This window comes from Mycobacterium sp. (genome assembly GCF_032159765.1).
In the GTDB taxonomy this organism is placed as follows: domain Bacteria; phylum Actinomycetota; class Actinomycetes; order Mycobacteriales; family Mycobacteriaceae; genus Mycobacterium.
The window spans coordinates 1-25,520 of record NZ_JAVHWM010000059.1; the positions used below are offsets into that span (position 1 = coordinate 1).

General features: G+C 65.8%; 26 protein-coding genes, 1 pseudogene and 1 riboswitch. Of the genes and pseudogenes, 15 read left to right on the top strand and 12 right to left on the bottom strand.

Annotated elements, in window-relative coordinates:
- Window positions 1-109, top strand: a pseudogene (locus tag QOH60_RS05810) (SDR family NAD(P)-dependent oxidoreductase); the annotation flags it as partial.
- A gap of 23 nt (window positions 110-132) precedes the next feature.
- On the top strand, window positions 133-924 hold the full coding sequence (locus QOH60_RS05815) for an SDR family NAD(P)-dependent oxidoreductase (RefSeq protein ID WP_526418056.1): 792 nt from the start codon (window positions 133-135) through the stop codon (window positions 922-924).
- An 11-nt stretch (window positions 925-935) separates the two neighbouring features.
- On the opposite strand, the gene QOH60_RS05820 is transcribed toward QOH60_RS05815, so the two are convergent.
- Complete coding sequence (locus tag QOH60_RS05820) at window positions 936-1,292, bottom strand: UBP-type zinc finger domain-containing protein (RefSeq protein ID WP_526418141.1); 357 nt, start codon at window positions 1,290-1,292, stop codon at window positions 936-938.
- Between the two features lie 40 nt (window positions 1,293-1,332).
- Here QOH60_RS05820 and QOH60_RS05825 point away from each other — a divergent pair, with 40 nt between their 5' ends.
- The 3 genes from QOH60_RS05825 to QOH60_RS05835 all read left to right on the top strand — a co-directional run bounded on the left by QOH60_RS05825 (window position 1,333) and on the right by QOH60_RS05835 (window position 3,401).
- Window positions 1,333-1,779, top strand: coding sequence for an SRPBCC family protein (locus tag QOH60_RS05825; RefSeq protein WP_526418058.1), 447 nt, complete (start codon window positions 1,333-1,335; stop codon window positions 1,777-1,779).
- A 10-nt stretch (window positions 1,780-1,789) separates the two neighbouring features.
- Complete coding sequence (locus QOH60_RS05830; RefSeq protein ID WP_526418060.1) at window positions 1,790-2,869, top strand: CaiB/BaiF CoA transferase family protein; 1,080 nt, start codon at window positions 1,790-1,792, stop codon at window positions 2,867-2,869.
- A gap of 67 nt (window positions 2,870-2,936) precedes the next feature.
- The gene (locus QOH60_RS05835) at window positions 2,937-3,401 is read left to right on the top strand and encodes an SRPBCC family protein (protein WP_526418062.1); all 465 of its coding nucleotides are present in this window, start codon (window positions 2,937-2,939) and stop codon (window positions 3,399-3,401) included.
- 95 nt (window positions 3,402-3,496) lie between these two features.
- Here the strand turns inward: QOH60_RS05835 and QOH60_RS05840 are convergent, their stop codons facing one another.
- Window positions 3,497-3,979 (bottom strand): DUF2834 domain-containing protein, encoded by a 483-nt coding sequence (locus tag QOH60_RS05840; protein ID WP_526418064.1) that lies wholly within the window; start codon window positions 3,977-3,979, stop codon window positions 3,497-3,499.
- Window positions 3,980-4,076: 97 nt separating this feature from the next.
- On the opposite strand from QOH60_RS05840, the gene QOH60_RS05845 reads away from it, so the two are divergent.
- From QOH60_RS05845 to QOH60_RS05855, 3 genes are all read left to right on the top strand, one after another.
- On the top strand, window positions 4,077-4,679 hold the full coding sequence (locus tag QOH60_RS05845; protein ID WP_526418066.1) for a TetR/AcrR family transcriptional regulator: 603 nt from the start codon (window positions 4,077-4,079) through the stop codon (window positions 4,677-4,679).
- 32 nt (window positions 4,680-4,711) lie between these two features.
- Entirely contained in the window at window positions 4,712-6,286 is a 1,575-nt protein-coding gene (locus tag QOH60_RS05850; protein ID WP_526418068.1) for a phytoene desaturase family protein, read from the top strand.
- A gap of 100 nt (window positions 6,287-6,386) precedes the next feature.
- A complete protein-coding gene (locus tag QOH60_RS05855; protein ID WP_526418070.1) occupies window positions 6,387-8,156 on the top strand; it encodes a DUF3556 domain-containing protein in 1,770 nt (589 codons plus the stop codon).
- Here the strand turns inward: QOH60_RS05855 and QOH60_RS05860 are convergent.
- A complete protein-coding gene (locus QOH60_RS05860; RefSeq protein WP_526418072.1) occupies window positions 8,143-9,315 on the bottom strand; it encodes a pyridoxal phosphate-dependent aminotransferase in 1,173 nt (390 codons plus the stop codon). The two genes, QOH60_RS05855 and QOH60_RS05860, sit on opposite strands and share 14 nt — an antisense overlap.
- 151 nt (window positions 9,316-9,466) lie before the next feature.
- Here QOH60_RS05860 and QOH60_RS05865 point away from each other — a divergent pair, with 151 nt between their 5' ends.
- Both QOH60_RS05865 and QOH60_RS05870 read left to right on the top strand, forming a co-directional pair.
- Window positions 9,467-10,678, top strand: a complete 1,212-nt coding sequence (locus QOH60_RS05865; protein ID WP_526418074.1) for an acetyl-CoA C-acetyltransferase — start codon at window positions 9,467-9,469, stop codon at window positions 10,676-10,678.
- Window positions 10,679-10,694: 16 nt separating this feature from the next.
- The gene (locus QOH60_RS05870) at window positions 10,695-12,827 is read left to right on the top strand and encodes a 3-hydroxyacyl-CoA dehydrogenase NAD-binding domain-containing protein (RefSeq protein ID WP_526418076.1); all 2,133 of its coding nucleotides are present in this window, start codon (window positions 10,695-10,697) and stop codon (window positions 12,825-12,827) included.
- 462 nt (window positions 12,828-13,289) lie between these two features.
- Here the strand turns inward: QOH60_RS05870 and QOH60_RS05875 are convergent, their stop codons facing one another.
- The 3 genes from QOH60_RS05875 to QOH60_RS05885 are packed head-to-tail and all read right to left on the bottom strand — an operon-like array spanning window position 13,290 to window position 15,706.
- The gene (locus QOH60_RS05875) at window positions 13,290-13,871 is read right to left on the bottom strand and encodes a class I SAM-dependent methyltransferase (RefSeq protein WP_526418078.1); all 582 of its coding nucleotides are present in this window, start codon (window positions 13,869-13,871) and stop codon (window positions 13,290-13,292) included.
- 5 nt (window positions 13,872-13,876) lie between these two features.
- Window positions 13,877-14,299: a pyridoxamine 5'-phosphate oxidase family protein gene (locus QOH60_RS05880; protein ID WP_526418081.1), complete on the bottom strand. Its 423-nt coding sequence runs from the start codon at window positions 14,297-14,299 to the stop codon at window positions 13,877-13,879.
- Window positions 14,300-14,308: 9 nt separating this feature from the next.
- Window positions 14,309-15,706, bottom strand: a complete 1,398-nt coding sequence (locus QOH60_RS05885; protein WP_526418083.1) for a phenylacetate--CoA ligase family protein — start codon at window positions 15,704-15,706, stop codon at window positions 14,309-14,311.
- Between the two features lie 47 nt (window positions 15,707-15,753).
- Between QOH60_RS05885 and QOH60_RS05890 the strand changes: the two genes are divergently transcribed.
- Complete coding sequence (locus QOH60_RS05890; RefSeq protein WP_526418085.1) at window positions 15,754-16,740, top strand: LLM class F420-dependent oxidoreductase; 987 nt, start codon at window positions 15,754-15,756, stop codon at window positions 16,738-16,740.
- Between the two features lie 16 nt (window positions 16,741-16,756).
- Here the strand turns inward: QOH60_RS05890 and QOH60_RS05895 are convergent, their stop codons facing one another.
- Both QOH60_RS05895 and QOH60_RS05900 read right to left on the bottom strand, forming a co-directional pair.
- A complete protein-coding gene (locus tag QOH60_RS05895; RefSeq protein ID WP_526418087.1) occupies window positions 16,757-18,406 on the bottom strand; it encodes a DNA repair helicase XPB in 1,650 nt (549 codons plus the stop codon).
- Between the two features lie 25 nt (window positions 18,407-18,431).
- Window positions 18,432-20,681, bottom strand: coding sequence for a helicase-associated domain-containing protein (locus QOH60_RS05900; protein ID WP_526418089.1), 2,250 nt, complete (start codon window positions 20,679-20,681; stop codon window positions 18,432-18,434).
- Window positions 20,682-20,746: 65 nt separating this feature from the next.
- On the opposite strand from QOH60_RS05900, the gene QOH60_RS05905 reads away from it, so the two are divergent.
- The 4 genes from QOH60_RS05905 (at window position 20,747) to QOH60_RS05920 (ending at window position 22,389) form a co-directional block, all read left to right on the top strand.
- Window positions 20,747-20,938 carry a hypothetical protein gene (locus tag QOH60_RS05905; protein WP_526418091.1) on the top strand — a complete coding sequence of 64 codons (192 nt, stop codon included), beginning with the start codon at window positions 20,747-20,749 and terminating at the stop codon, window positions 20,936-20,938.
- Window positions 20,939-21,029: 91 nt separating this feature from the next.
- Complete coding sequence (moaC, locus tag QOH60_RS05910; RefSeq protein ID WP_526418093.1) at window positions 21,030-21,461, top strand: cyclic pyranopterin monophosphate synthase MoaC; 432 nt, start codon at window positions 21,030-21,032, stop codon at window positions 21,459-21,461.
- Between the two features lie 26 nt (window positions 21,462-21,487).
- Complete coding sequence (locus tag QOH60_RS05915) at window positions 21,488-21,967, top strand: MogA/MoaB family molybdenum cofactor biosynthesis protein (protein WP_526418143.1); 480 nt, start codon at window positions 21,488-21,490, stop codon at window positions 21,965-21,967.
- Window positions 21,964-22,389, top strand: a complete 426-nt coding sequence (locus QOH60_RS05920) for a molybdenum cofactor biosynthesis protein MoaE (RefSeq protein ID WP_526418095.1) — start codon at window positions 21,964-21,966, stop codon at window positions 22,387-22,389. Before QOH60_RS05915 ends, QOH60_RS05920 begins: the two co-directional genes overlap by 4 nt.
- 5 nt (window positions 22,390-22,394) lie before the next feature.
- Here the strand turns inward: QOH60_RS05920 and QOH60_RS05925 are convergent, their stop codons facing one another.
- The 4 genes from QOH60_RS05925 to QOH60_RS05940 form a co-directional block, all read right to left on the bottom strand.
- Window positions 22,395-23,300, bottom strand: a complete 906-nt coding sequence (locus tag QOH60_RS05925; protein WP_526418097.1) for a transglycosylase family protein — start codon at window positions 23,298-23,300, stop codon at window positions 22,395-22,397.
- 9 nt (window positions 23,301-23,309) lie between these two features.
- Window positions 23,310-23,487: riboswitch (cyclic di-AMP (ydaO/yuaA leader) on the bottom strand.
- A gap of 235 nt (window positions 23,488-23,722) precedes the next feature.
- Complete coding sequence (locus QOH60_RS05930) at window positions 23,723-23,992, bottom strand: MoaD/ThiS family protein (protein WP_526418099.1); 270 nt, start codon at window positions 23,990-23,992, stop codon at window positions 23,723-23,725.
- Between the two features lie 2 nt (window positions 23,993-23,994).
- Window positions 23,995-25,047, bottom strand: a complete 1,053-nt coding sequence (moaA, locus tag QOH60_RS05935; protein WP_526418101.1) for a GTP 3',8-cyclase MoaA — start codon at window positions 25,045-25,047, stop codon at window positions 23,995-23,997.
- Window positions 25,044-25,448, bottom strand: coding sequence for a YccF domain-containing protein (locus QOH60_RS05940; protein ID WP_526418103.1), 405 nt, complete (start codon window positions 25,446-25,448; stop codon window positions 25,044-25,046). The genes moaA and QOH60_RS05940 overlap by 4 nt, the downstream gene beginning before the upstream one ends.
- Between the last annotated feature and the right edge of the window lie 72 nt (window positions 25,449-25,520).

Consider the following 25,520-nt stretch of genomic DNA (forward strand, 5'->3'; position numbering starts at 1 on the left):
GTTCGGCGATTCAGCCGCGGCGCAGGGTGACGAATCGAAAGACGACACAGCGAAATTCGACAAGCGCAGCGAGGCGTTCGTGCGGGCCACTCGCGGAATCCATTGGTAGCCCGATCAATCTGAGGACTAACTATGAGCCTTCCCAAACCAAGCGCCGACGCGAGCGTCGTCATCACCGGAGCGTCCTCCGGGATCGGCACCGAGCTGGCCCGAGGTCTCACCCGCCGCGGCTACCCCGTCGTGCTCGTTGCCCGGCGCCGCGAGCGGCTGGTCGAACTTTCCGACGAGTTGCGCGAAAAGCACGCCGTCAGAGTTGACGTGCTACCGCTCGACCTCGGCGATGAGGCGCAGCGCGCCGAACTCGCCGAGTACCTCGGCGGTAATCCCGTCGGGGGTCTTTGCAACAGCGCCGGGTTTGGCACCAGTGGGCCGTTTCGCACGCTTCCGATCGAGCGGGAACGTGAGGAGGTCATCCTCAATTCCCTTGCGCTGATGGAGCTTACACACGCTGCCCTGCCGGGGATGGTAAACCGCGGCGCGGGCGCGGTGCTCAACATCGCCTCGGTCGCAGGCTTTCAGCCGTTACCCGGCATGGCGGTCTACTCCGCCACCAAGGCGTTCGTCCAGACATTTTCGGAGGCGGTTCACGAAGAATTGCACGGGACGGGAGTGTCGTGCACGGTGTTGTGCCCGGGTCCGGTTCCCACCGAATGGGCCGATATCGCCGACGCCGATCAGTGGAGCATCGGTATCGCCCAGGTCTCGCCTCCGGCAGTCGCAGAGGCGGCGATCGACGGCATGCTCGAGGGAAAGCGAAGTGTGGTACCGGGAATCGTGCCGAAGATCGCCAGCATCGGCGGCCGGTTCGCGCCCCGCAGCGTGCTCTTGCCGATGCTGCGCCTGGGCCAGGGCTTGCGAAAGTAACGGCGAGGACGTTAGCGGTCGCGCAGCTGGCGCATCCAGTCGCGGGGCACGCGATCGCGCGGGCCGGGGACCGTCTGATCGTCGGGATGGCTGGTGGGCGCTGCCAACTCGGGGCCGTCGGCGTAGTCGTTGGTGTCGTAGTTCCAGAACCAGTCCTCACCCGGCTCGAACGACTGGATGATCGGGTGGCCCGTGGCGCGCCAGTGCGCGGTGGCGTGGCGAGCGAGAGAGTCGTCGCAGCAACCGATGTGACCGCACTCGGCACACCGCCGCAGATGAAACCACCAGCCCCCGGCTTCGTCGCACTCGGCGCAACCGATGCCACTCGGCGGAACTTTGGGATCGATGACCTTGGCCACGTTGTCCATCTTGGCACGCTGCGCAGCCGCCGCCGATAGTGTCGCTCGCATGGCAGTCAGTGATTCCAAAGAAGTGGTCATCGAGGCGAGCCGGGACGAGGTTCTCGAAGTGATCGCCGACGTCGAGTCGGCCCCAGAGTGGTCACCGGCTCAGCAGCAGGTGCAAATCGTCGACACCGACGGCGAGGGCCGTCCGCAGCGAGTGAAGATGAAGGTCAAGTCGGCAGGCATCACCGACGAATGCGTCGTCGAGTACACGTGGACTGACGACGTCATCAGCTGGTCGCTCGTCAGCTCCTCGGCGCAGAAGCGGCAGGACGCGAGCTACACCCTCACCCCCGACGGAGACAACACACGGGTGACGTTCCAGCTGACCGTCGATCCGAAAATCCCCGTCCCCGGCTTCGTCATGAAGCGGGCCATCAAGGGCGCGATGAACGACGCCACCGACGGGTTGCGCAAGCGTGTCCTGTCGCTGAAGAAGGGTGCCCGATAAGCTTCGCCGCGTGACGAACAGCGGACCCCTGGCCGGGGTGAAAGTTATCGAACTGGGCGGTATCGGGCCCGGACCGCACGCCGCGATGGTGCTCGCGGATCTCGGCGCCGACGTGGTGCGGGTGCGCCGGCCTGGCGGGTTGGCGATGCCGCGCGAGGACCGGGATCTGATGCATCGCGGGAAGCGGATCGTCGATCTCGACGTCAAGGGCGAGCCGCAGAAGTTGCTCGATCTCGCGGCGAAGGCCGACGTGCTGCTCGATCCGTTCCGGCCCGGCACATGCGAACGCCTCGGCATCGGGCCCGACGACTGCGCCGCCGTCAACCCGCGACTCATCTACGCGCGCATGACGGGCTGGGGGCAGGACGGCCCGATGGCGCTGACCGCCGGCCACGACATCAACTACCTGTCGCTGACGGGCGCGCTCGGGTCGATGGGCTACCGCGACCGTCCGCCGTTGCCGCCGATGAACCTCGTCGCCGACTTCGGCGGCGGTTCGATGCTGCTACTGCTCGGAATCGTCGCTGCGCTCTATGAGCGGGAGAAGTCCGGCAAGGGTCAGGTGATCGACGCCGCGATGGTCGACGGGGTCAGCATCCTCGCGCAGATGCAGTGGACCATGAAGGCCGTCGGCACGCTGTCCGACGAACGCGAATCCAGCCTGCTGGACGGTGGCGCACCGTTCTACCGGGTGTATGAGACATCCGACGGCAAATACATGGCGGTCGGCGCGATCGAACCGCAATTCTTCGCCCAATTGCTCTCTGGGCTCGGATTGTCGGCTGACGACGTCCCCAATCAAATGGACCTCGGCGCCTTCCCGCAAATGCTCAAGCTCTTCACCGAACGGTTCGCGAGCAAGACCCGCGACGAGTGGACGGAGATCTTTACCGGAACTGACGCATGCGTCACACCCGTATTGACTTGGAGCGAGGCGTCGGAGGGCGAGCACCTGAGGGCTCGGTCGACGATCGTCCATCGCAACGGCTTCGATCAGGCAGCCCCCGCTCCGCGGTTCTCCCGCACCCCAGCATCTGAATTCGGTCCGCCGCCCACGGACACAACGCGGTTCGAGGATATCGGTTGGTAGAAATTAGCTGACGCCGTCAGCGGTAAATTGCTTCCGCAAATTCAGCAAAAGGGCTACCCTCGGGAATGTGGCTGTCCGCGCGTCACGTGAAGTGGTGATCGAAGCTCCTCCCGAGGCGATCCTGGATGCGCTCGCCGACATCGAATCCGTGCCCGCGTGGTCGCCGATGCACAAGCGCGTCCAAGTTCTCGACACCTACGATGACGGCCGACCCCATCACGTCAAGGTGCACTACCGGCTGATGGGAATTAGCGACAAGGAAGTGCTCGAGTACCACTGGGGTCCGGACTGGATGGTGTGGGACGCCGAGAAGACGTTCCAGCAGCATGCCCAGCACGTCGAGTACACGCTGCGCCCGGAGGTGGATAAAACCCGGGTGCGCTTTGACGTGACCATGGAACTGCGCGCGCCGGTGCCCGAGTTCTTGATGCGCCGCGCCACCAAGACTGTGCTCGACATCGCCACGGAGGGTTTGCGTAGCCGCGTGCTCCACGGGCCTGCATGCCGGGCCGCCGACGCCGACCATCGCTGAATTCCTCTTCCGGCGCACCTCCCACTGACGAGCAGACGCAAAATCGCACAAAAACGCGCAGTTTCGCGCGTTTTGTGTCTGCTCGCGGGAGAGCGCTAGACGGGCGCCGGCTCGTTGACCTTTGAGAGGCGGCGCTGGCGCTCGACGGTGGCAAGGTAGAACGCCCATCCGAACGACGAGCTGGCGGTCAGTACGAAAAGCAGGTAAAGCCATCCGTGTCGGATCCCGCGTCGACGAGCGTCGACGATGACGAACAGCGGCAACAGGATCAGGCTCATGATGTAGTAATCCGAACTCGCCGAGGCGACTGCGGGGTTGGCCCACCCGAGCTGCATGAATTCCTTCCAGCTGCCGTGGTCTCCCCAGAGCGCGTTGTGCGTGCCCTGCGAGTACTCATTGACGTACTTCAGGTTGTAGTAGTAACCGATCACGGTCGCCGCGATGCCTGCGGCATACAAGACGATCTCCAACGCAGACACCTTGGGAGTCGCTGCCTGCCTGAAGATCTGCGGATTCAATGCCACGATGGTCGCGATGACCGCGATGGCAATGACGAGGTGAATGATGAGCGCAACCATGGTGCCGGAGTCTGCGCCGCCGATCCAGTTATGTCAATATTGACATAACTTTCTGCTGAAGCCTTTTTGCTCCTCGCGTCCGCGGTACCGTTCCGGTATGGTCCGGCCTGCCCAGACGGTGCGCAGCGAACGCACACGCGAGGCATTGAGGCGCGCTGCGCTGCTTCGCTTTCTGGATCAAGGCGTGGAATCCACGTCGGCCGAGCAGATCGCAGCGGACGCCGGGGTGACGCTGCGCACGTTCTACCGGCACTTCTCGACTAAGCACGATCTGCTGTTCGCGGACTACGACGCCGGCTTGCACTGGTTCCGCACAGCACTGGCCTCCCGGCCGGTGGACGAGCCGCTCATCGAGTCCGTTCAAGCGGCAATCTTCGCCTTCCCCTACGACGTTGACGTCGTCAGTCAGATCGCTTCCTTCCGCGCCTCCGAACTCGACCCGGAGCGGATCGTCCGCCACATTCGCCGTGTCGAGGCCGATTTCGCGGACGCGATCGCCGAGCACCTGCGGCGCCGCCGACCGCCCCATAACCTCGACGACTCGCTTCAGATCACGGTGACGGCACGGTGTATCGCGGCGGCCACCTTTGGCGCGTTGGAGCTGTGGATGGTGGCCGACGAAAGGTCCCTGGCCGATCTGGCGAGGATCACCCAGACCGTGCTCGCGTGGCTTGATGCTCCGTTGTTTCGTCAATATTGACAAAACACGCCGGTGATGACAGCGTCCCTCGAGTGAGCGATTTCGACGCGATTGTGATCGGCGCAGGCCACAACGGGCTGACCGCGGCGGCATTGCTGCAGAAGGCCGGGCTGCGCACCCTGTGCCTTGAGTCCAAGCTCTATGCCGGCGGCATGGCTTCGACGGTCGAATTGTTCGACGGCTACCGGTTCGAGATCGCCGGCTCATTGCAGCTGACGACCTCGGCGGTGGTCAGCCATGAACTGGGCCTCGATTCGCTGCCCACCGTCGACCTCGACGTGATGTCGGTCTCGCTGCGCGGGGTCGGCGACGAGCCGCTCGTCTACTACACCGACCCGATGAAACTTCTGACGCACCTCGGCGAAGTCCACGGCGCCGAGGCCGTCAACGGGATGGCCGGTTTGATGGCCTGGAGCCAGGCGCCGGCGCGCGCGTTGGGTCGCTTCGACGCCGGCCAGCCGCCGAAGACTCTCGATGAGATGTATGCCAGCGCGACAAACGAATTCGAACGGTCGACGATCACCGACATGCTGTTCGGCTCGGTGACCGACGTGCTCGATCGGTACCTGCCTGACCGCGAGAAGCACGGCGCCCTGCGCGGGATGCTGGCGCTTCTGGCGGTGAACACCACCTACCGCGGACCCGCGACGCCTGGCACGGCGGCCGCGTTCGCGTTCGGATTGGCCGTGCCCAATGAGAACGCGGTGCTGACCAGGAAGCTGCGCGGCGGCATCGGTGCGCTCACCAAACACCTTGAACAGCTGCTGATCTCGAATGGCGGCGAGCTTCGGCTGCGGACGAAGGTCGAGGAGATCCTGCTCGCCGACGGACGCGTGGCCGGCGTGCGCACCGAAGACGGCGCCACCTTTGGCGCACCAATCGTCATCTCAGCGGTCGCCCCGGACCTCACCGTCAACGCCATGGTCGACCCTGCGGCCGTGCCCGCCGACGTCCGAGAACGGTTCTCGCGGGTCGACCACCGGGGCAGCTACCTTCAGATGCATTTCGCACTCGACGGGATTCCCGAGTTCGTCGCCCCGTACGAAATGCTCAACGATCCCGGATTGCAGGCGAACATCGGCATGTTCTCCACTCCTGAAGAACTGCAGCAACAATGGGAGGATTGCCGCAACGGCATCGTGCCCGCCGATCCTGCGGTGGCTCTGCAGATCCCGTCGGTGCACGACTCGGATTTGGCGCCGCCCGGCAAGCATGCCGCATCGGTGTTCTCGCTGTGGTTCCCCATCGAAACCGATGCCCCCGACTACGACTACGGGCGCATGAAGGCCGAGATGGGGCAGAGGGTGATCGACAAGGTCTGCCGCATCGCGCCGAACTTCGAGAGTCTCATCACCCTCCACACCACATTCACCCCGAAGCACATGGGGACGATGTTCGGTGCACCGGGCGGGGACTACTGCTACGGCCTGCTGCATCCGGATCAGATCGGCGTCAACCGGCCAGGACCCACCGGCTACGCCGATCAGCCGATCGGCATCGACGGGCTCTATCTCGCCAACGCGGGATGCTATGGCGGCCCGGGGATTACGTTCATTCCGGGGTACAACGCGGCGAAACAGGCGGTTGCGGACGCGAGGAGCAGTTAGGGCTTGCGGACGCGAGGAGCAGTTAGGGTAGCGGACTGCTGAAATCGCCGCGCCAGCAGCGGCGACTCCCTAGCATGAGATCCAGTCGAAGGAGCTCAGCATGGGATTCACGACACCGAACCTTCCGAAGGTGGATCCGGAGGAATTTCTCACGCGACCGCTGATGGAACGCATCCGGGTGATGGCACTCAAATGGGTCGACTACGGATACGGCGTGCCGCGCATGATCCACGTCCTCTACATCGCCAAGCTGGTGGTCTTCTATGCGATCGGCGGAATCGCGATCGCCACCGTGACGTCAGGCTTGCCCGCGTTCTGGCATGTATCCCAGTGGTGGAACCAGCCGATCGTGTACCAGAAGGCGATCCTGTGGACCGTTCTGCTGGAGCTGATCGGTCTCGCGGGGTCGTGGGGACCGCTCGCAGGCAAGACCAAACCGATGACCGGCGGTTACCGGTTCTGGGCGCGTCCCAACACAATTCGGCTCCGGCCCTGGCGCTGGGTACCACTCACCTCAGGCAACCGGCGCACCTGGTTCGACGTCGTGCTCTACCTGGCGCTGATCGCCGTCTTGGTGGTGGCGCTGGTTCTGCCTGGGGTGCACAGCGATTCGCTGTCGGCGGCAGTGCCGGCGAACACCTCCGGTCTGGTCAACCCCGCGGTGTTGATCGCGCCGATCGTGTTGCTCGTACTGATCGGCCTGCGCGATAAGACCGTGTTCCTGGCGGCTCGCGGGGAGCAGTACCTGCCGGCGCTGGTCTTCTTCGCGGGGCTGCCGTTCGTCGACATGATCGTCGCGCTGAAAATCCTGATTTTCACCGTCTGGTTCTGGGCGGGTATCTCGAAGTTCGGCCTGCATTTCACCAGCGTCATCCCGCCGATGGTGAGCAATAGCCCGACGATGCCGATCAAGTGGATCAAGCGGATGCACTATCGCAAGTACCCCGACGATCTGCGTCCCTCTCACGTCGCGAGTTTCATGGCGCATGGCCCCGGCACCGTCGTCGAGATCATCGCGCCGCTGACCCTACTTCTGTCACCATGGCCGTGGCTGACGTACATCGCCGTCGCGATCATGGTGTCGTTCCACCTGTTCATCATCTCGACGTTCCCGCTGGCTGTCCCGGTGGAATGGAATGCGCTGTTTGCCTACGCGGTGATCTTCCTGTTCGTGGGGTATCCGAACTGGAACGGCTACAGTCTCGCGGACATGTCCTCGCCGTGGCTGACGGTCGTCGTCTTCGTTGCGTTGTGCTTCTTCCCGGTGCTGGGAAACCTGCGTCCGGACCTCGTCTCGTTCCTGCCCGCGATGCGCCAGTACGCGGGCAACTGGGCTTCTGCCACATGGGCATTCGCCCCAGGAGCGGAGGAGAAGCTGAACAGGGTCACCCGATCGGCCGGCAATCAGGTCGACCAGATGATCGACTTCGGCTACGACCCTGGCGAAGCTGAGCTTTTCGCGCAGCAGACCATCGCGTGGCGGGCCATGCACAGCCAGGGACGCGGGCTGTTCTCGGTGTTGTTGAAGAACCTGCCCGACATCGACCGCAGAACGGTGCGGGAGGCCGAGGTGGTGTGTAACACGTTGATCGGCTTCAATTTCGGCGACGGCCATCTGCACGACGAGGATCTGATCGAGGCCGTCCAGGACGAGGCGCAGTTCGAGCCGGGCGAGTTGATCGTGGTGTGGGTGGAGTCGCAGCCGATTCAGCGCAGGGTCCAGGAATACAAGGTGATCGACGCGGCACTTGGCGTAATCGAGCGTGGCACATGGAACGTCGAGGACACTATCAATGAGCAGCCGTGGCTGCCGAACGGCCCGATACCCCTCAACGTGACGTGGACTCAGGCGGCAGTCAGGCCTTCTTGAGCACCGACAACCTGCGCAGCGCCTCGTCGAGAGTCCCGTCTTTCTTGCAGAATGTGAAGCGCACCAAGTGGTTCCAGGATGCGGCGTGCGCGCCGTCAAGGTCACAGAACGCCGACAACGGGATCGCGGCCACGCCCGCACGATGCGGCAGCTCCGCACAGAACGTGCTGCTGTCTGAGTAACCGAGCGGGCGCGGGTCGGCGCACAGAAAGTAGGTGCCACCGCTGTGATGGACGTCGAAGCCGATCTCGGCCAGGCCCGCCGATAGCCGATCCCGCCTCGCCTGCAACGTCTTTCGCAACTCGGTCACCCAGTCCTGCTGGGTGCCCAGCGCCAGCGCGATCGCAGGCTGGAACGGCGCACCGCCGACGTACGTGAGGAACTGCTTGGCGGCGCGCACGCCTTTGATCAAATCGGGGTTGCCGCAAGCCCATCCGATCTTCCAGCCAGTGCAGTTGAACATCTTGGCGGCGCTGGAGATCGTCACGGTCCGGTCGGCCATGCCCGGCAGCGTCGCCAGGGGCACGTGGCGCGCATCGTCGAACACCAAGTGCTCATACACATCGTCGGTGATCACCAGCAGGTCGGCTTCGACTGCTACCTCGGCGATGGCGGTCAACTCCGTGTCCGTCAGCACCGCTCCGGTGGGGTTGTGCGGGGAGTTGACGATCAGGGCCTTCGTTCGCGGCGTGATCGCGTGCCGCAGTTCGTCGAGGTCCAGAACGAATCCCCGCCCGTCCGACACCAGCGGCACGGTCTTGCGCACCGCCTGTGCCATTGCGAGGACTGGTGCGTAGGAGTCGTAGAACGGCTCGATGAGCAGTACTTCCGAGCCTGGCTCGACGAGTCCGATCACGGCGGCGGCGATGGCCTCGGTAGCGCCGACCGTGACGAGGATCTCGTGCTCCGGGTCGTAGGTGACGCCGTACTTCAGCTGGCGGTCGGCCGCGATCGCCTCGCGCAACGGCGCAATGCCCAGTCCGGGCGGGTACTGGTTGACGCCGTCGGCGATGGCCTGGCGGGCGGCCTCGAGCATCGCGGGCGGTCCGTCTTCGTCGGGAAATCCCTGTCCGAGGTTGACGGCGCCTATTCGTGCGGCCAGCGCCGACATTTCGGCGAACACCGTGGTGGCGAACGGCGTCAGCCGCGAAACCGTCATAGCCGTTGAGCGTAGGCGCAACGTCCGTCACGCCGAGCCCCAACCAACAGGTTGGTTTGGGTCACTGCTAGGCTGCCCACACAGAGGCCTATGCGCTCCTTCGTAACGCGCCGCCTTCTGACCACAAGTCGAGAACCGAGAAGGAACAGTCATGTCCGAAGAAGCCTTCATCTACGAGGCCATCCGCACCCCCCGGGGAAAGAACAAGAACGGCGCCCTCAACGAGGTCAAGCCGATCAACCTGGTCACCGGCCTGGTCGACGAGCTGCGCCGCCGGTTCCCCGATCTCGACGAGAACATGATCAGCGACCTCATCCTCGGCGTGGTGTCACCCGTAGGCGACCAGGGCGGTGACATTGCCCGCACCGCGGTGCTCGCCGCGGGTCTTCCCGATACGACCGGCGGCGTGCAGCTGAACCGGTTCTGCGCCTCCGGACTGGAGGCCGTCAACACCGCAGCGCAGAAGGTCCGCTCCGGCTGGGACGACCTGGTGCTCGCCGGCGGTGTCGAGTCGATGAGCCGGGTGCCGATGGGCAGTGACGGCGGCGCGTGGGCCACCGACCCCGAGACCAACTACACCATTGGGTTTGTCCCGCAGGGCATCGGCGCCGATCTCATCGCGACCATCGAGGGGTTCTCCCGCGAGGACGTCGACGCCTACGCGCTGCGGTCGCAAGAGAAGGCAGCTGAGGCGTGGTCAGGCGGATACTTCGCGAAATCCGTTGTGCCTGTGCGTGATCAGAATGGCCTAGAGATTCTCGACCACGACGAGCACATGCGCCCTGACACGACGATGGAGGGCCTGGCGAAGCTGAAGACCGCGTTCGACGGCATCGGTTCCATGGGCGGCTTCGACGATGTGGCGCTGCAGAAGTACCACTGGGTGGAGAAGATCAACCATGTTCACACGGGCGGCAACAGCTCCGGGATCGTCGACGGCGCCGCGCTGGTGCTGGTCGGCTCTGAAAAGGCAGGGGAATCACAGGGATTGACGCCCCGGGCCCGTGTCGTCGCCACCGCGACCAGCGGCTCGGACCCCGTCATCATGCTCACCGGCCCGACCCCGGCCACCCGCAAGGTGCTGGACCGGGCCGGCCTGACGATCGACGACATCGACCTGTTCGAGCTGAACGAGGCGTTCGCGTCGGTGGTGCTGAAGTTCCAGAAGGATCTGAACATCCCCGACGAGAAACTCAACGTGAACGGCGGCGCGATCGCCATGGGCCACCCGCTTGGGGCAACCGGCGCGATGATCACCGGCACCATGGTCGACGAGCTCGAGCGCCGCAACGCCCGTCGCGCGCTGATCACGCTGTGCATCGGCGGCGGCATGGGCGTCGCGACCATCATCGAGCGAGTCTGAGAGGGTTCGAATAACCATGGCTGAGAACACCATTCAGTGGGATAAGGACGCTGACGGCATCGTCACGCTGACGTTGGACGACCCCACTGGGTCGGCCAACGTGATGAACGAGCATTACTCGGAGTCGATGCACAACGCCGTCGAACGTCTTGTTGCCGAGAAGGATTCGATCATCGGCGTTGTCATCACCAGCGCCAAGAAGACCTTCTTCGCAGGCGGCGATCTAAAGGGCATGGTCAAGCTGGGCCCCGAGAACGCCGGCGAAGCCTTCGATACCGTCGAGTCGGTCAAGCGGGATCTGCGAGCGCTCGAAACTTTAGGCAAGCCTGTGGTGGCCGCGATCAACGGCGCGGCACTGGGTGGCGGCCTGGAGATCACGCTCGCGTGTCATCACCGCATCGCCGCCGATGTCAAGGGTCTGGTCGTCGGCTTCCCCGAGGTGACGCTGGGCCTGCTGCCCGGCGGTGGCGGTGTGACGCGGACGGTGCGCATGTTCGGCATCCAGAACGCGTTCATGAACATCCTCTCGCAGGGCACACGCTTCAAGCCGGCGCAGGCCAAGGAGATCGGCCTGATCGACGAGATCGTCGGCAGCGTCGACGATTTGGTGCCCGCAGCCAAGGCGTGGATCAAGGCGAACCCCGACGCGCACACCCAGCCGTGGGACCTCAAGGGTTACACGATGCCCGGCGGGACACCGTCGTCACCTGCATTGGCAGCGATCCTGCCGTCGTTCCCGGCTCTGCTGAAGAAGCAACTCAAGGGTGCGCCGATGCCCGCGCCGCGGGCGATCCTGGACGCCGCGGTCGAAGGTGCGCAGGTGGACTTCGACACCGCGAGCCGCATCGAGAGCCGGTACTTCACCCATCTGGTCACCGGGCAGGTCGCCAAGAACATGATCCAGGCGTTCTTCTTCGACCTGCAGTACATCAACTCCGGCGGTTCGCGTCCGGACGGCATCGGCCAGACCCCGATCACCAAGATCGGCGTGCTTGGGGCGGGCATGATGGGTGCCGGAATCGCGTATGTCTCGGCTAAGGCCGGTTATGACGTTGTGCTCAAGGATGTTTCGCTTGAAGCGGCGCAGAAGGGCAAGGGCTACTCGGAGAAGCTGGAAGCCAAGGCGCTTGAGCGCGGAAAGACGTCGCAGGAGAAATCCGACGCGCTACTGGCCCGGATCACGCCGACGGCAGACGCCGCTGATCTCACGGGTGTCGACTTCGTCATCGAGGCGGTGTTCGAGAACCAGGACCTCAAGCACAAGGTATTCCAGGAGATCGAGGACGTCGTCGAGCCCAACGCGCTGCTCGGATCGAACACGTCGACTCTGCCGATCACCGGCCTTGCCACGGGTGTGAAGCGGCAGGAGGATTTCGTCGGAATACACTTCTTCTCGCCGGTCGACAAGATGCCGCTGGTGGAAATCATCAAGGGCGAGAAGACATCCGACGAGGCGCTGGCCCGCACATTCGATTACGTGCTCGCGATCGGCAAGACCCCGATCGTCGTCAACGACAGCCGCGGCTTCTACACCTCGCGGGTGATCGGCACGTTCATCAACGAAGCGATCGCGATGCTCGGCGAGGGTGTGGAGCCGGCCAGCATCGAGCACGCAGGTTCGCAGGCCGGCTACCCGGCGCCGCCGCTGCAGCTGTCCGACGAGCTCAACATGGAGCTGATGGCCAAGATCGCCGCGGCGACCCGCAAGGGCGTCGAGGACGCGGGCGGCACATATGAGCCGCATCCCGCGGAGGCGGTCGTCGACAAGATGATCGAGCTCGGTAGGCCAAGTAAATTGAGCGGCAAGGGTTTCTACGACTATGCCGACGGCAAGCGGACAGAGCTCTGGCCCGGTCTGCGGGAGACGTTCAAGTCCGGCACGTCGAAGCCGCCCCTGCAGGACATGATCGACCGGATGCTGTTCGCCGAGGCGCTGGAGACTCAGAAGTGCCTTGACGAGGGCGTGCTGACGTCGACGGCCGACGCCAACATCGGCTCGATCATGGGCATCGGGTTCCCGCCGTGGACGGGTGGTACCGCGCAGTATGTCGTCGGCTATCCCGGCGGCAAGGAGGGCTTCGTCGCGCGGGCACGCGAATTGGCCGCCAAGTACGGCGACCGGTTCAACCCGCCGGCCTCGCTGACGTAACCGGGCCCACGCTGCGCCGCACGGGTCACATGTGTAACGCGGCGGGATTGATGTGCGAATTGCCCGCCTCTTAGCGACATTTCAATGGCGGCCAACCTTTTGTCGCTAAGAGCCGGGCATGGGCGCAACCGTACGGCCCAAGGACACGAGCGCACGGAACCATGAAACGACGGGAACCGCCGGGAGCGCCCGACTGAGCCAGGGGCGGTGTCCCGACCGGCCCGTCTGCCTCGCGCTTTACCCTCGCGTCCTCTCCCCTCGCGTCGCGTCGACATTAACGTTACGTAGACGACACGCCGGTGACGGTCGCCATATCGTAACTTTCGTTGCGGCTCAGGGCTTCCAGCCGCGCGAAATCAACGCCGGCCGTGCCTCGGCAGCGACATCAACGCGGCCGTTGTCGCTAAGAGCCGGGCATTTGCGATATCTAACCGCGCAGGGGATCGTGTGGCAGGTGGGAGGTCAGTTATGGCGCTGCAGAACGTAATAGCGAAGCGCACCACTGCCGTGCGGCTCGTCTCCGGTCGACAGCAGCGTCCAGCTGGAGAAGCGCTCTTCGATCTCTTGTTGGCCGATTCCGCGCACCGACGACGATCCGCCGGGCGTGAACCCGACCACGACGAGATGCGCGCCAGGCGAAGCGGCGGCGGTGACTTCGCGGACATAGCTGGCGCGATCGGCGTCGTCCATCCCATGCATGCAGCCGTTGTCGAGAAACAGGCTGAACCCCCCGCCGACACCCTCGCCGGAAAGCTTTGTCGCGTCGCCCAGCTTGAAGTCGACGCTTGCGTTTGCCGAGTCGGCCTTTGCGCGCGCTTTCGCCAGGGCCTTCGGCACGAAATCAAGCCCGGTTACCTGCCATCCGTGTTGCGCCAGATAGATGGAGCTGTCGCCGGTGCCGCATCCGACATCAAGGGCCCGACCGGGTGTGAGTGCGTGGTCGCCCTCGACGAGCCCCTGCAGGCTCTCGGAAATGGGGTGACCATCCCACGGCGTGAAACCCAGTTGGTAGAGCACGCGGAAGAGTGTCCGTCTGGAAGACATTGCGGTTACTCGCCGAGGTCGGCTGACAGCCAGTGCGCCGGTGACATCGCGATCACGACTTGGGCGCCGAACTCGGCGCGGGCGTAGGCCAAGAACGCATCCACTCGGTCCGGGGGCAGGTAGCGACGGGCGAGCTCGACTTGCAGATCGTCACCGCCGGGCTCGATGCGGCTGACCGGGCCGTCGACCGAAACATAACGGATCGTGGGCTCGATACGGTTGACCATGAGCGAGAACTGGCCTGCCGCCTCGATCAGCCGGGCCTTGCGGGAGTCAGCGCCCGTGAGAATCCACGGCTCGCCGCCGGGTTCGTACTGGTACCAGATCGGGATCGTGAGCGGCGCTCTCCCGTCGCCTGCGCCTACCGACAGTGCGGCGACATACGGTTCGGACAGGAATTCTTCGCGCTCGGATTTCGACAAAGCCATACATTCACGCTAACCACCCCGCCTCGGGACGAAACGTCGGAGTTTCCCGCTGGCGGCGTGGCGGGGAATGCGATCGACGATCTGAATCAGAATCTGCGGATTCGTCAGCCCGTGACGGCGCACGGCACCGCTCACCGCGGCGGTCAGGGCCTCGACGTCAGGGGACCCGACGACCAGTATCTGCGCGCCATCAACGGTCTGTGTCACCTGGTACTCCGACACGCGCGGATCCGTCCCAAGCACGTGGCGAAACGTGCCGGCTGGGATTGTCGTTGTCCCGTAACGAAAGTCGTCGTCGCGGCGGCCGCCGATGTCGGCGACCCGGAGGTATGCGCTGCCACACGGGCACGCCTCTGTCAGCCATTCGACAGAATCACCGAGGTCGTAGCGGATGAACGGGAAGGTCCGGTTGGCCAGGCCCGTCGCGAGCGTTCGCGCAGCAGGTTGGTCGGGGCCCACGGGCGTTCCGTTGTCGTCGACGCGTTCGAGCACCACCTCGTCTTCGCAGACATGCAACCCGTCGCCGCGGCCGCAGCCGACCGCTTGCACACCGATTTCGGTGGAGCCCCACAGGTTGTGAACCGGTACGTTCCACGCTTCATGAATCGCTGCGCGATCCTCGTCGAGCAGCGGCTCGGAGTTCGTGCTCACCCGCACCGGGCTTAGCGTCAGCTCACCCGTCAACGCGGCGCGAGCCAGCCGGCCGATGACGCTCGCGTATCCGACGAGATGCGTTGGCCGGGCCGCCGCGACCGCGGCCAACACCTCGCCGAACGGCGCCCCAGCGGCTATCACAACCGTTTCCATGCCTGGGGCCGTGGGCACGTCGAACAGCGGAGTGCTGGCGTGCGGGGGTACTCCGGCTTCGAGTACGGCCAGGCGGGTCGGCCCCTGCGTCGCGGTGTGAGCCTCTTCGCGAGCCTGCATCCGCCAGGCCAGGCAAGCGACAGACACGAATAATTCCCAATCCCACACGTAGACGCCCCGGACGCCGCTGGAGCCACCGGAGCTGAACACCTGCTGGTCGCCGGATGTATATGAAAACCATTGCTGCACACTAAGAATGTGTTCTGTGTCCGCGCGGGTGAGTCCGGGGACGGTGATGATCGCGTCCCACAGCTCCTGCGCGTCCTGCTTTGTCATCATCGGCACCGGTGCGAGGTCAGCGACCGTGGCGGTCGTGGGGTCAAGTCCTTTCAGGCGCTCGGCGTGAAACGGTGACCGTTCGCGTGCATAGCCGAGAAGCGCTCGTAGCCGGTGTGTGCGGTAGCGGTCGATCTGCTCGCGCGGCCAGTCCAACCGGCCGACATGGTCTTCCAGAGCTGCCTGCACGTCGGCGAGATGGGCGGCGCGGATGCGCTCGTAGGCGACTTTGGCTGACGGCCCCTGGGGCACGCGAATCAGCATAGGGGTCGTCGCGAGCGGCACGGGCCACCCGACCTAAAGTCCGTTGTATGGAATTCGGATTCTTCATTCCCCAGGGCTGGCGTCTCGACCTCGTCGGAATTCCGGCGGATCGGCACTGGGAGGTCATGAACGGACTCGCACAGTACGCCGACGGCAGCGCGTGGGACTCGGTGTGGGTCTACGACCATTTCCACACCGTGCCGGTGCCGAGCACGGAGGCCACGCACGAGGCGTGGACCCTGATGGCGGCATACGCGGCGACGACCTCGCGGATCAAACTCGGCCAGATGTGCACCGCGATGAGCTATCGCAATCCTGCCTACCTGGCAAAGGTGGCGGCCACGGTCGACGTGATCTCCGGTGGCCGAGCGCAAATGGGTATCGGCGGTGGCTGGTACGAACATGAGTGGCGCGCTTACGGTTACGGGTTCCCGTCGGCAGGCGTGAGGCTCGGCCGACTCGACGAGGGCGTGCAGATCATGCGCGACGCATGGCGCGACGGCGTGGTGAGCTTCGACGGTAAGCACTATCAGGTGGACGGCGCGATCGTGCAGCCGAAACCGTTGCAGGACGGCGGTCTTCCGCTCTGGATCGCCGGCGGTGGAGAGCAGAAGACGCTGCGCATCGCGGCGAAGTATGCGCAGTACACCAACTACACGCCGAAGCTCGACGAGTTCAAGCGGAAGTCGGAGATTCTCGCGCAGCACTGTCAAGACGTGGGAACAGACTTCGACGCGATTGTTCGCTCCGTGAATATCACTGCAGTGGTCGGTGACTCGGATGCCGACGTCCAGGCTAGGCAAGCACGGATCCGCGACCGCATGGTTCCCTTCGTCGGCGAGCAGGGGGCCGACGCGATGACAAAAAGCACAGAGGCCGAGATCGGGGCGGGAACTCCGGAGAAGGTCGCCGAGAACCTGCGCGAGTTACGCGGCGCCGGCTGCGAATACGTGATCCTGTACTTCCCGGAGGCGGCCTACGACCGGTCAGGGGTCGAGCTGTTCGAGAAGGAAGTAGTCCCCGCGCTCCGCTAGTCGCGCGGGAAGAGGTTTAGATGGCGGGGCCGAGCAGATCGTCGGCGTCGCGGATGACGTACCCGTAGCCCTGTTCGGCGAGGAAGCGCTGCCGGTGTGCGGCGTATTCGGCGTCCAGAGTGTCGCGGGCGACCACCGAGTAGAAGAACGCCCCGCCGCCGGCGGCTTTCGGCCGTAGCAGCCTGCCCAGCCGCTGCGCTTCCTCCTGGCGGGACCCGAAGGTGCCCGAAACCTGGACTGCCACTGATGCTTCCGGTAGGTCGATGGAGAAGTTGGCGACTTTGGACACCACCAGAGTGGACACTTCGCCGCGCCGGAACGCGTCATACAGGGCCTCGCGCTCCGCGGTCTTCGTCGACCCCTGGATCACCGGTGCGCCGAGTTCCTCACCCAGCTCGTCCAGCTGGTCGAGGTACGCGCCGATCACGAGCCGCTGGCCGTCAGGGTGCTTGTCGAGAATCGACTTGACCACCGCGATCTTGGAGTGTGCCGTAGAGCAGAGCTTGTAACGTTCCTCGGGTTCGGCGGTGGCGTAGATCATTCGCTCGTTGTCGGTGAGTGTGACCCGGACCTCGATGCACTCCGCCGGCGCGATCCAGCCCTGCGCCTCAATGTCTTTCCACGGTGCGTCATAGCGCTTCGGGCCGATCAGCGAGAAGACATCACCCTCGCGGCCGTCCTCGCGGATCAGCGTGGCGGTCAGGCCCAGACGGCGCCGGGACTGCAGGTCGGCGGTCATCCGGAAGACCGGCGCTGGCAGCAGGTGTACCTCGTCGTAGATGATCAGTCCCCAGTCGCGGCTGTCGAACAGCTCGAGATGCCGGTACTCACCCTTGGACCGTCGCGTCATCACCTGATAGGTGGCGATGGTGACGGGCCTGATCTCTTTGCGTTCACCCGAGTACTCGCCGATCTCGCTTTCGGTCAACGACGTTCGCGCAATCAACTCGCGTTTCCATTGCCTGCCTGCGACCGTATTGGTGACGAGGATTAACGTCGTTGCACCTGCTTTCGCCATCGCGGCCGCGCCCACGAGGGTCTTGCCCGCTCCACACGGCAGCACCACCACGCCGGAGCCGCCCGCCCAGAACGATTCTGCGGCCATCTCCTGGTAGTCGCGCAGATGCCAGTTGTCCTGGCGCAAGCTGATGGGATGGGCCTCGCCGTCCACGTATCCCGCGAGATCCTCTGCGGGCCAACCGATTTTGAGCAATATCTGCTTGATGTGGCCGCGCTCGCTGGGGTGCACAAGCACCGTGTCCTCGTCGATTCGCTCGCCAAGCATCGGGGCAATCTTCTTGTGGCGCAACACCTCTTCAAGAACTGCGCGGTCGAGGCTGACCAGCACGAGCCCATGCACGGGAGACTTGACCAATTGCAGCCGGCCGTAGCGGGCCATGGTGTCGACGACGTCGACGAGGAGTGCCTGCGGCACCGCGTACCGCGAATAGGTGACCAGCGCGTCGACCACCTGCTCGGCGTCGTGCCCGGCGGCGCGCGCGTTCCACAACGCCAGCGGCGTGATGCGGTAGGTATGCACGTGTTCGGGTGCACGCTCCAGCTCGGCGAACGGTGCGATCGCCGCACGCGCCTCGCCGGCGAGGTCATGGTCGACTTCGAGCAGGACGGTCTTGTCCGACTGCACGATCAGGGGGCCGTCAGTCACTTCACCAAAATACGCGAGGGCCCCGTCAAGCCTCGTCCGCTGACACCACCGATGTGACGCGGTGCACGGCAAAATCTCGCACCCGCCCCGACGCGGAGTCGAAAGCCACCAACTGTCCCCCCCGCACGCTGATGGGGGACACCACGCGCTGCGTGGCCACCCCGGCCGGATCGACATACCCCATGACCACAGATGCCTGGTCGCGGACGGCCTGCTGCAGGAGCAGCACCGCGGTGCTGGCATCGACGCGCAAACCCGGCGCTGTGGTGGCGACCTTGCGCAGAGTCGAAACGATCGCGCGCAGCGTCTGCGTCGTCAGCGGAGCAGCACCGCGATACGACCGGCGCTGCGCACCGTCAGCCACTCGGGCTCCCCGGGCCCGCAGGTCGACGATCGCGCCCCTCGCGTCCTCGGCGGCCGGCGCGAAACCGGCGTCGCGCAGCGCCACCAGCGCGTCGGCGATCGGAGCCTGCGACACGGCTACCGTCGGTGCCAGCAGGCGCAGCTCTAAAGCCTCAGCCAACGGGGTTGCCATCACCTGGGCGAGCAGCGCAGTGTCGTCGCATCGCACGAACGACGCGGCGATCCCCACCCGCAACTGGCCGTGCCGGCGGGCCGCGTCATCGATCAGGTAGCTAAGCCCTTGCGGCACAGGCGTTTTCGAGTGCTTCTGAAAGAACGCATGCAGCGCGTCCGCTGTGCGGCCGATGTCGAGGGCACGCCTGATGGTTGATTCGCTGATCCGGTACACCATCGCCGCGCCGGCCGACTCGACGGTGGCAACCTCGGAAAGCCGCTCGGAAAGCTCTCGGTCGAGCGGACCCGGCACGACGACCGTCAGGTCGGCCTGCAGCAGAAAATGGTCGACCGGCTTGGGCAGGATTTTTCGCATCGCGGCGATCACATCTGCCCCGTCGGCGTCGGCGACCAATGTCCGCGCCGGAGAACTCAGCGCACCGCGTCCGACCAGCCCCACCGCGGTCGCCTCGGCCAGCAGGTCGGCCACCGGACCGGGCTGCAGCCGCAGCGCCCAGCGGGGCCGTCGCCACAACAACAGCCGCGAGAGGTCCGCTGCGCTCATCCCTGCAGCGGTCGGCAGATCCTGAAGCGCACCCAGCAACAGGCGCCGATCCAGGGGTGCGGCTGTGGAGAACAACCCCGCCGACAGCGCGGCGATCGGCTTGTTGTCCGGTCCGCGCCGCCCCACCAATCCGGGCCGAGACGCCAGATCCAACCAGGTGCTGGCCAACAGGTACCACTGCTCGGCGGCGGCCGATTCACCGAATCGATCGGCCTGGACCGTCGGCGCCCAGTAGGGGCCATCGCCGTCCAGCGGTTCGGGCCGGGGAGTGCCTGCCGCAATCAGCCCTGCCGCCGCGCTCACTTCCAGGATCAGGCCCAGCCGGGTCTCGTCGATGCCGGTCACCTTGGTGAGCCGTTTGACTTCGCGGACGCCGAGCCCGCCGGTCCGCAGTTCGGGAACCGGTGTGACACTGAGGGTTTCGAGCACCAGCTCCACTTCGCGGAGCAGGTCGACGACGGCACCGGCGGCCGCCGCGTCAACGTCGGCGACCATTGCCGCCGAGGTCGGGGCCGCCGGTTCGACAAGGCTCACCGGTCCGGGTTCCTCGCCGCGTAACACCTGACCCACGGCCCGCGGCAGAATCACCGTTTCGTCGTCGACCTGACGCAGCAGTCCAGCGGATAGCAAACGTTGCACCGGTCGCTCAGCCGGGGTGCCGGGCGCGGCGTCGCGGGTGCGACCGACGGGCGAGCCCGACAGCAGTCGGTCCAGGATCTCGCGCTGAGCGTCGTCGAGCAGGTCCATCCGCCGGGCGATTTCGTCGACAGGCACGCTCTCCTCGAGTACGGCCTGGCCCGGATGCCATGGCAGCGCGGCGGCGGCCTCGCTGACCACGCGAAGCGTCTCCTCGCCCCAGACGATGCCCCGCTCCTGCAGGCGACCCAGCGCGGCCGCGAGCTCTCCGTCGGAGGCCCGGTCGCCCATCAGCGCCGCCAGCTTCGACGGCGGAACCGGCGCGGTGTTGGCGTGCAGGACGAGCAGCGCATCGATGACCGCGAGGGTCAGAAAGTCGAGGTCGTCGCTTGCGGCTTTGACCGATTGCCGCGCCTGGGCCCGTGCCGCGAGCGCGGCGAAGCTGCCGGGTGGCGGCTGGGTGAGGTCGGGCCGCAGTTCCAGGAGTCGGACCAGCTGGTCGTCGGGGAGGTCGGCCAGCCAGGCACCCAGCGGAACGCGCGGGGCGTTGTCTTTCATTGCTGACCAGCGTAAAGCAGCCGGTGATAGTCGCGGAGGGGCGCGGCACCTGTCAGAATGTCCGCGTGGCTGACAACAAACCGCAAAAGAGCCGGTACGTCGACAACGGCTGGCCCGATCATGGCGACGGCGCCCATGCCGTCAGCGAACTCGCCGCCGACCGCACCGGCGCGTTGTCGCCGTTCGGCGATGTCACGTTCCCCGTATCCGCCGACGAGCTGCCGTACACCCATCCGGTGACGGTCGTGAACCGTTAGGACGAAGACGACGGAGGCCGCTAAGTCTGGTCGCTCGGACACGCCTCGCTCCGACCGACTTTCGCACGTTGACGAACACGGTGCGGCCCGCATGGTGGACGTCACCGCGAAGACCGCTACGAAGCGCACGGCGGTGGCGGCCGGTTTGTTGGTGACGACGCCAGACGTGGTGGCGCTCATCTCGGCCGGTGGCCTGCCCAAGGGCGACGCGCTCGCCACCGCACGAATCGCGGGCATTCAGGCGGCGAAACGCACCAGTGAACTGGTGCCGCTGTGCCACCAGCTCGCGCTCACCGGCGTCGACGTCGACTTCGCGGTCGGGACATCCGATGTCGAGATCACGGCGACCGTGCACACCACTGACCGCACGGGCGTCGAGATGGAGGCCCTGACCGCGGTCAGCGTGGCTGCTCTGACGCTCTACGACATGATCAAGGCTGTGGATAAGGCCGCCCGCATCGACAACATCCGCGTGTTGCACAAGGAGGGCGGGCGCACCGGAACCTGGACGCGCCGCCGATGAGCCGCTTGCGCGAAGAGCACGCGCCAATGAGCCGGTCGGGGCGCGTGTTGATCGCCTCGACGCGGGCGGCGGCAGGCACCTACGACGACCGCTGCGGACCGATCATCGTCGACTGGCTGGCCCAACGCGGCGTCGACGCACCGGCGCCCGTCGTGGTCGCCGACGGCATCGCCGTAAGCCGGGCGCTGCGCGCCGCCATCGCGGAGAGCCCCGACGTCGTCATCACCTCGGGAGGTACGGGGATCTCGCCCACCGACGCCACGCCGGAAGCGACGGCAGTCGTCCTTGACTACCAGATTCCCGGCCTAGCCGACGCGATCCGCCGCTCGGGTCTTCCCAAAGTGCCGACATCCGTGCTGTCGCGGGGGGTGTGCGGGGTCGCCGGTCGCACGTTGGTGGTCAATCTCCCCGGGTCGCCCGGCGGCGTGCGCGACGGGCTCGCGGTGCTGGCCGACGTGCTCGATCACGCGCTGGATCAGCTCCGCGGAGGGGACCACCCCCAGTGACCGAGGTCCTGCGCGCTGAGATCACCGAGGAGCCCGTCGACCTGACGGAGTTGGAGGAGCTGGTGGCACACCACGGCGCAGGCGCGGTGGTGGGCTTCGCCGGAGTGATCCGTGACCACGACGGCGGGCGCTCGGTGATCCGCCTCGAATACTCCGCGCACCCAAGCGCGCAGGACACGCTCGCCGAGGTGCTCTCCGAGATCGCCGCGACATCGCGAGGCGTGCGGGCGATTGCGGCCTGCCACCGCATCGGGACGCTTGCCATCGGTGACGCGGCGCTTGTAGCCGCGGTCGCCGCTGATCATCGCGGTGCGGCGTTCGACACGTGTGCGCGACTCGTCGACACCATCAAGGAACGGTTACCGGTGTGGAAGCACCAGTTCTTCGCCGACGGCTCCGACGAGTGGGTCGGATCCGCCTGAGGTGACTAGGCGGTCGGTGCCTGCGCCGGCTGGGCCAGGCCGAGGAGCGCGTCGTTCATGTTGACGTCCTGATTCCGAATCGCACCAAGCAGATCCGCCAGATACGGGGTCTGCGTAGGCAATCCGCTCAGATCCGCCGGCATCCCGGGGATCGCGCCGTCGGTCATGGCCTGGTTCGCTGCGTCGAACAAGGGCTGTGGGACGTCGGGCAACGCTGGACCCGGAGCAGGCGTGTCGGCCGGAGCCGGCGCGAGCGGAACCTCGCCGGACGTCTGGTTGATCTGAGCGAATTCCTCTCCGTCCGGTGCCGGGAGCCCGTCCGGGGGAGCGGGGGCGTCCATCGGTGCGGGCGCGTCGACCGGTGCGGCGGTGTCGATGACAACGGCGTCTTCCGGCGGCGCAGGTGGAGCCTCCGGCGGAGGCGCCACCTCGGGTGCGGGCGGAAGCTGCGCGTCGAGCAGATCGACGGGGGCCGGAGCGTCAGGCATATCGGGGGCGTCAGCTGGCAGCGGGTTCGATACCTGGGTGGCCGGCGCGGTGCGCTGTGTCGCGCCCGACAGGCCGGTGCCGCACACGGGCCAGGCGCCACGGCCCTGCCGGGCCAGCACGCGCTCGGCGACCACGATCTGCTGCTCGCGGGTGGCCATGTGGGCAGAGGGGGCGAAGTCGCCGCCGCCGTTGGCCCTCCAGGTGCCCGGCGAGAACTGCAGCCCGCCCTGGTAGCCGTTTCCGGTGTTGATCGCCCAGTTGTTGCCCGACTCGCAGCGGGCCACGCGATCCCATTCGCCATCGCTTGCGGCTGCGGCGTGGGCGCTGAGCGCCAGGCCACTGCCACCGATGACTGCGCCCGTGAAGGCGACTTTCGCGACGTTGATACCAGGTTGGGTGGGCTTGCGGTGCCGTCCACTCATGCGCGGATTTTGTCCTCTCTGCACGCGCCTGCGAGGTCAGCTGTCGGGTTCGGGCATGAGAGGCCGCCCGGCCGGTGTTGGCAAGCAACGCCGGCTTCACCCCAAGGAGCCGCAAGGCTCCAGGTCCGATGTCGGTGGACCGGGTGGGTCCCCCGCCTCCATCCACGGGTTTCGTCGTTGTCTTCCCTCATGGATGGAGTTCGGCGCGAAAGGGAAGGCGGGCCAACCACATCCGGAGCGGGCTGGCTTGGGAAGGACGGTAGCCCGTTCAGACATTTTCGTCACCTTTTGTAATCCTCGGCGTTTCGGCGCGTCTCGGAACGGGAAAAGCCCAAGAGGGAACGACGTTCCCCCAGGTCGGTTTGCGCTCATCAGGCCTTGGTACGCGCTGTAACCAATTCGTTATGTGACGCAAATCACCATCATCCGCCTGCGAATGGCGGAAGAACGTCGACCGTCTGCTTGTTTTCGAGCCGCATGCCGGTATCGCGCACGGCGACACCGTCGACCAGATATGAACAACGCACCAAAACCGCAGCCAGGCGGGGGTTTTCGCTACCGAGCCGGCTCGCCAGTTGCCCGACGGTCGTTGCGGGGTCGAGCGTCAACGTCTCAGCTTGAGAGTTAACTGCGGCACTCGCCGCCCCGAAGTAGCGCACGGTCACGGACAGTTTCGTCAGCTGAACGGTCATCGCTAGCCGCCGATGGCACTCATCGGCCGGGCGGGCTGGATGAAGCCGGGGTCGTTGATGCCGTGTCCGGCGGCCTTGGCCCACATCGCCGCGCGCCAGGCGGCCTCGATGGCGTCGTCGTCCGCACCAGTCCGCAGCAGCCCGCTGAGGTCCGTCTCGTCCGTGGTGAACAAACAGTTACGGACCTGTCCGTCGGCGGTCAGCCGAGTGCGGTCGCACGCGGCGCAGAACGCCTGGGACACCGACGCGATCACGCCGACGGTCGCGGGGCCGCCGTCCACACTCCACAACTCGGCGGGTGCCGAGCCGCGGGGCGTCGGGTCAGGTGTCAAGGTGAACTCGCGGCGCAACGCGGCAAGGATGTCCGCGGCGGTCAGCGCCTGAGCTCGGTTCCAGGTGTGGCCTGCATCCAACGGCATCTGTTCGATGATGCGCAGCTGATATCCGTGCTCGAGGCAGAACCGCAGCAGCGCGACCGCGTCGTCGCGGCCCGTCGCGGGGTTCAGCACGGCGTTGACCTTCACCGGATCGAGGCCTGCGGCACGGGCAGCCCGCAGCCCGGCGAGGACGTCGGGCAGCCGGTCGCGGCGGGTGATGGCGGCGAACCGGGCGGCGTCGACGGTGTCCAGCGAGATGTTGATCCTGTCGAGCCCCGCCTCGGCAAGGCGAGCCGCCCGGCGCGTCAACCCGATGCCGTTGGTCGTCAGTGCGATCTCGGGACGTGGTTGCAACCGCGCGGTCTCCGCGACGATCGTCTCGAGGTCCTTCGAGAGCAGAGGCTCACCGCCGGTGAAGCGCACGCTGGTGATGCCCAGCCGCGTGACCGCGAGCCGCAGCAATCGGATCAGCTCGTCAGGGCGCAGCAGGCTTGTTTTCGGCAGCCAGTCGAGGCCGTCGGCCGGCATGCAGTATGTGCACCTCAGATTGCAGCGGTCGGTCAGCGACACCCGTAGGTCGGTGGCCACCCGGCCGAAGGTGTCGACGAGCGGACCGTCGGCCGGGGCGTCGGTACCGCGGCGAAGGGTGGACGGCAAGCCCAGCGGCGTAACCGTCATATCCAGGCCTTGTGGGTGTCAGACACCGGGACGACTTCCTTGCCCAACGGCATCAGGGAGACCGGGATCAACTTCAGGTTGGCCAGGGCGAGCGGGATCCCGATGATCGTGATCGCCTGCGCGATCGCGGTGACGACGTGACCGATTGCCAGCCAGATGCCGCAGAGGATCACCCAGATGATGTTGCCGACGAGCGTGGCCGTGCCCGAGCCCGGCTTCTCGACGATCGTGCGCCCGAACGGCCATAGCGCAAAGAACGCGATGCGTAGCGCGGCAATTCCGAACGGGATCGTAATCACGAGGAAGAACAAGAGGAAGCAGATCAGCGCCGCCAGCAGGTACCCCAGCGCCAGCCACAGGCCGCCGAAGATCAACCAGATGATGTTCAAAACCAGGCGCATTGTTCCTCCAGCGGTTCCTTCAGATTAGCGGAGTTAAACAAGCTGCTCCGGCGAGGGCGACCCGAGTAGGAT

Coding starts and splice junctions, on each gene's coding strand:
- QOH60_RS05845 (WP_526418066.1), top strand. CDS start 4,077: ATGGTCCGGCCTGCCCAGACGGTGCGCAGCGAACGCACACGCGAGGCA.
- QOH60_RS05840 (WP_526418064.1), bottom strand. CDS start 3,979: ATGGTTGCGCTCATCATTCACCTCGTCATTGCCATCGCGGTCATCGCG.
- QOH60_RS05925 (WP_526418097.1), bottom strand. CDS start 23,300: ATGAGTGGACGGCACCGCAAGCCCACCCAACCTGGTATCAACGTCGCG.
- QOH60_RS05870 (WP_526418076.1), top strand. CDS start 10,695: ATGGCTGAGAACACCATTCAGTGGGATAAGGACGCTGACGGCATCGTC.
- QOH60_RS05855 (WP_526418070.1), top strand. CDS start 6,387: ATGGGATTCACGACACCGAACCTTCCGAAGGTGGATCCGGAGGAATTT.
- QOH60_RS05890 (WP_526418085.1), top strand. CDS start 15,754: ATGGAATTCGGATTCTTCATTCCCCAGGGCTGGCGTCTCGACCTCGTC.
- QOH60_RS05930 (WP_526418099.1), bottom strand. CDS start 23,992: ATGACCGTTCAGCTGACGAAACTGTCCGTGACCGTGCGCTACTTCGGG.
- QOH60_RS05865 (WP_526418074.1), top strand. CDS start 9,467: ATGTCCGAAGAAGCCTTCATCTACGAGGCCATCCGCACCCCCCGGGGA.
- QOH60_RS05875 (WP_526418078.1), bottom strand. CDS start 13,871: ATGTCTTCCAGACGGACACTCTTCCGCGTGCTCTACCAACTGGGTTTC.
- QOH60_RS05915 (WP_526418143.1), top strand. CDS start 21,488: ATGAGCCGGTCGGGGCGCGTGTTGATCGCCTCGACGCGGGCGGCGGCA.
- QOH60_RS05820 (WP_526418141.1), bottom strand. CDS start 1,292: ATGGACAACGTGGCCAAGGTCATCGATCCCAAAGTTCCGCCGAGTGGC.
- QOH60_RS05860 (WP_526418072.1), bottom strand. CDS start 9,315: ATGACGGTTTCGCGGCTGACGCCGTTCGCCACCACGGTGTTCGCCGAA.
- QOH60_RS05940 (WP_526418103.1), bottom strand. CDS start 25,448: ATGCGCCTGGTTTTGAACATCATCTGGTTGATCTTCGGCGGCCTGTGG.
- QOH60_RS05825 (WP_526418058.1), top strand. CDS start 1,333: ATGGCAGTCAGTGATTCCAAAGAAGTGGTCATCGAGGCGAGCCGGGAC.
- QOH60_RS05885 (WP_526418083.1), bottom strand. CDS start 15,706: ATGCTGATTCGCGTGCCCCAGGGGCCGTCAGCCAAAGTCGCCTACGAG.
- QOH60_RS05880 (WP_526418081.1), bottom strand. CDS start 14,299: ATGGCTTTGTCGAAATCCGAGCGCGAAGAATTCCTGTCCGAACCGTAT.
- QOH60_RS05815 (WP_526418056.1), top strand. CDS start 133: ATGAGCCTTCCCAAACCAAGCGCCGACGCGAGCGTCGTCATCACCGGA.
- moaC (WP_526418093.1), top strand. CDS start 21,030: ATGGTGGACGTCACCGCGAAGACCGCTACGAAGCGCACGGCGGTGGCG.
- QOH60_RS05900 (WP_526418089.1), bottom strand. CDS start 20,681: ATGAAAGACAACGCCCCGCGCGTTCCGCTGGGTGCCTGGCTGGCCGAC.
- moaA (WP_526418101.1), bottom strand. CDS start 25,047: ATGACGGTTACGCCGCTGGGCTTGCCGTCCACCCTTCGCCGCGGTACC.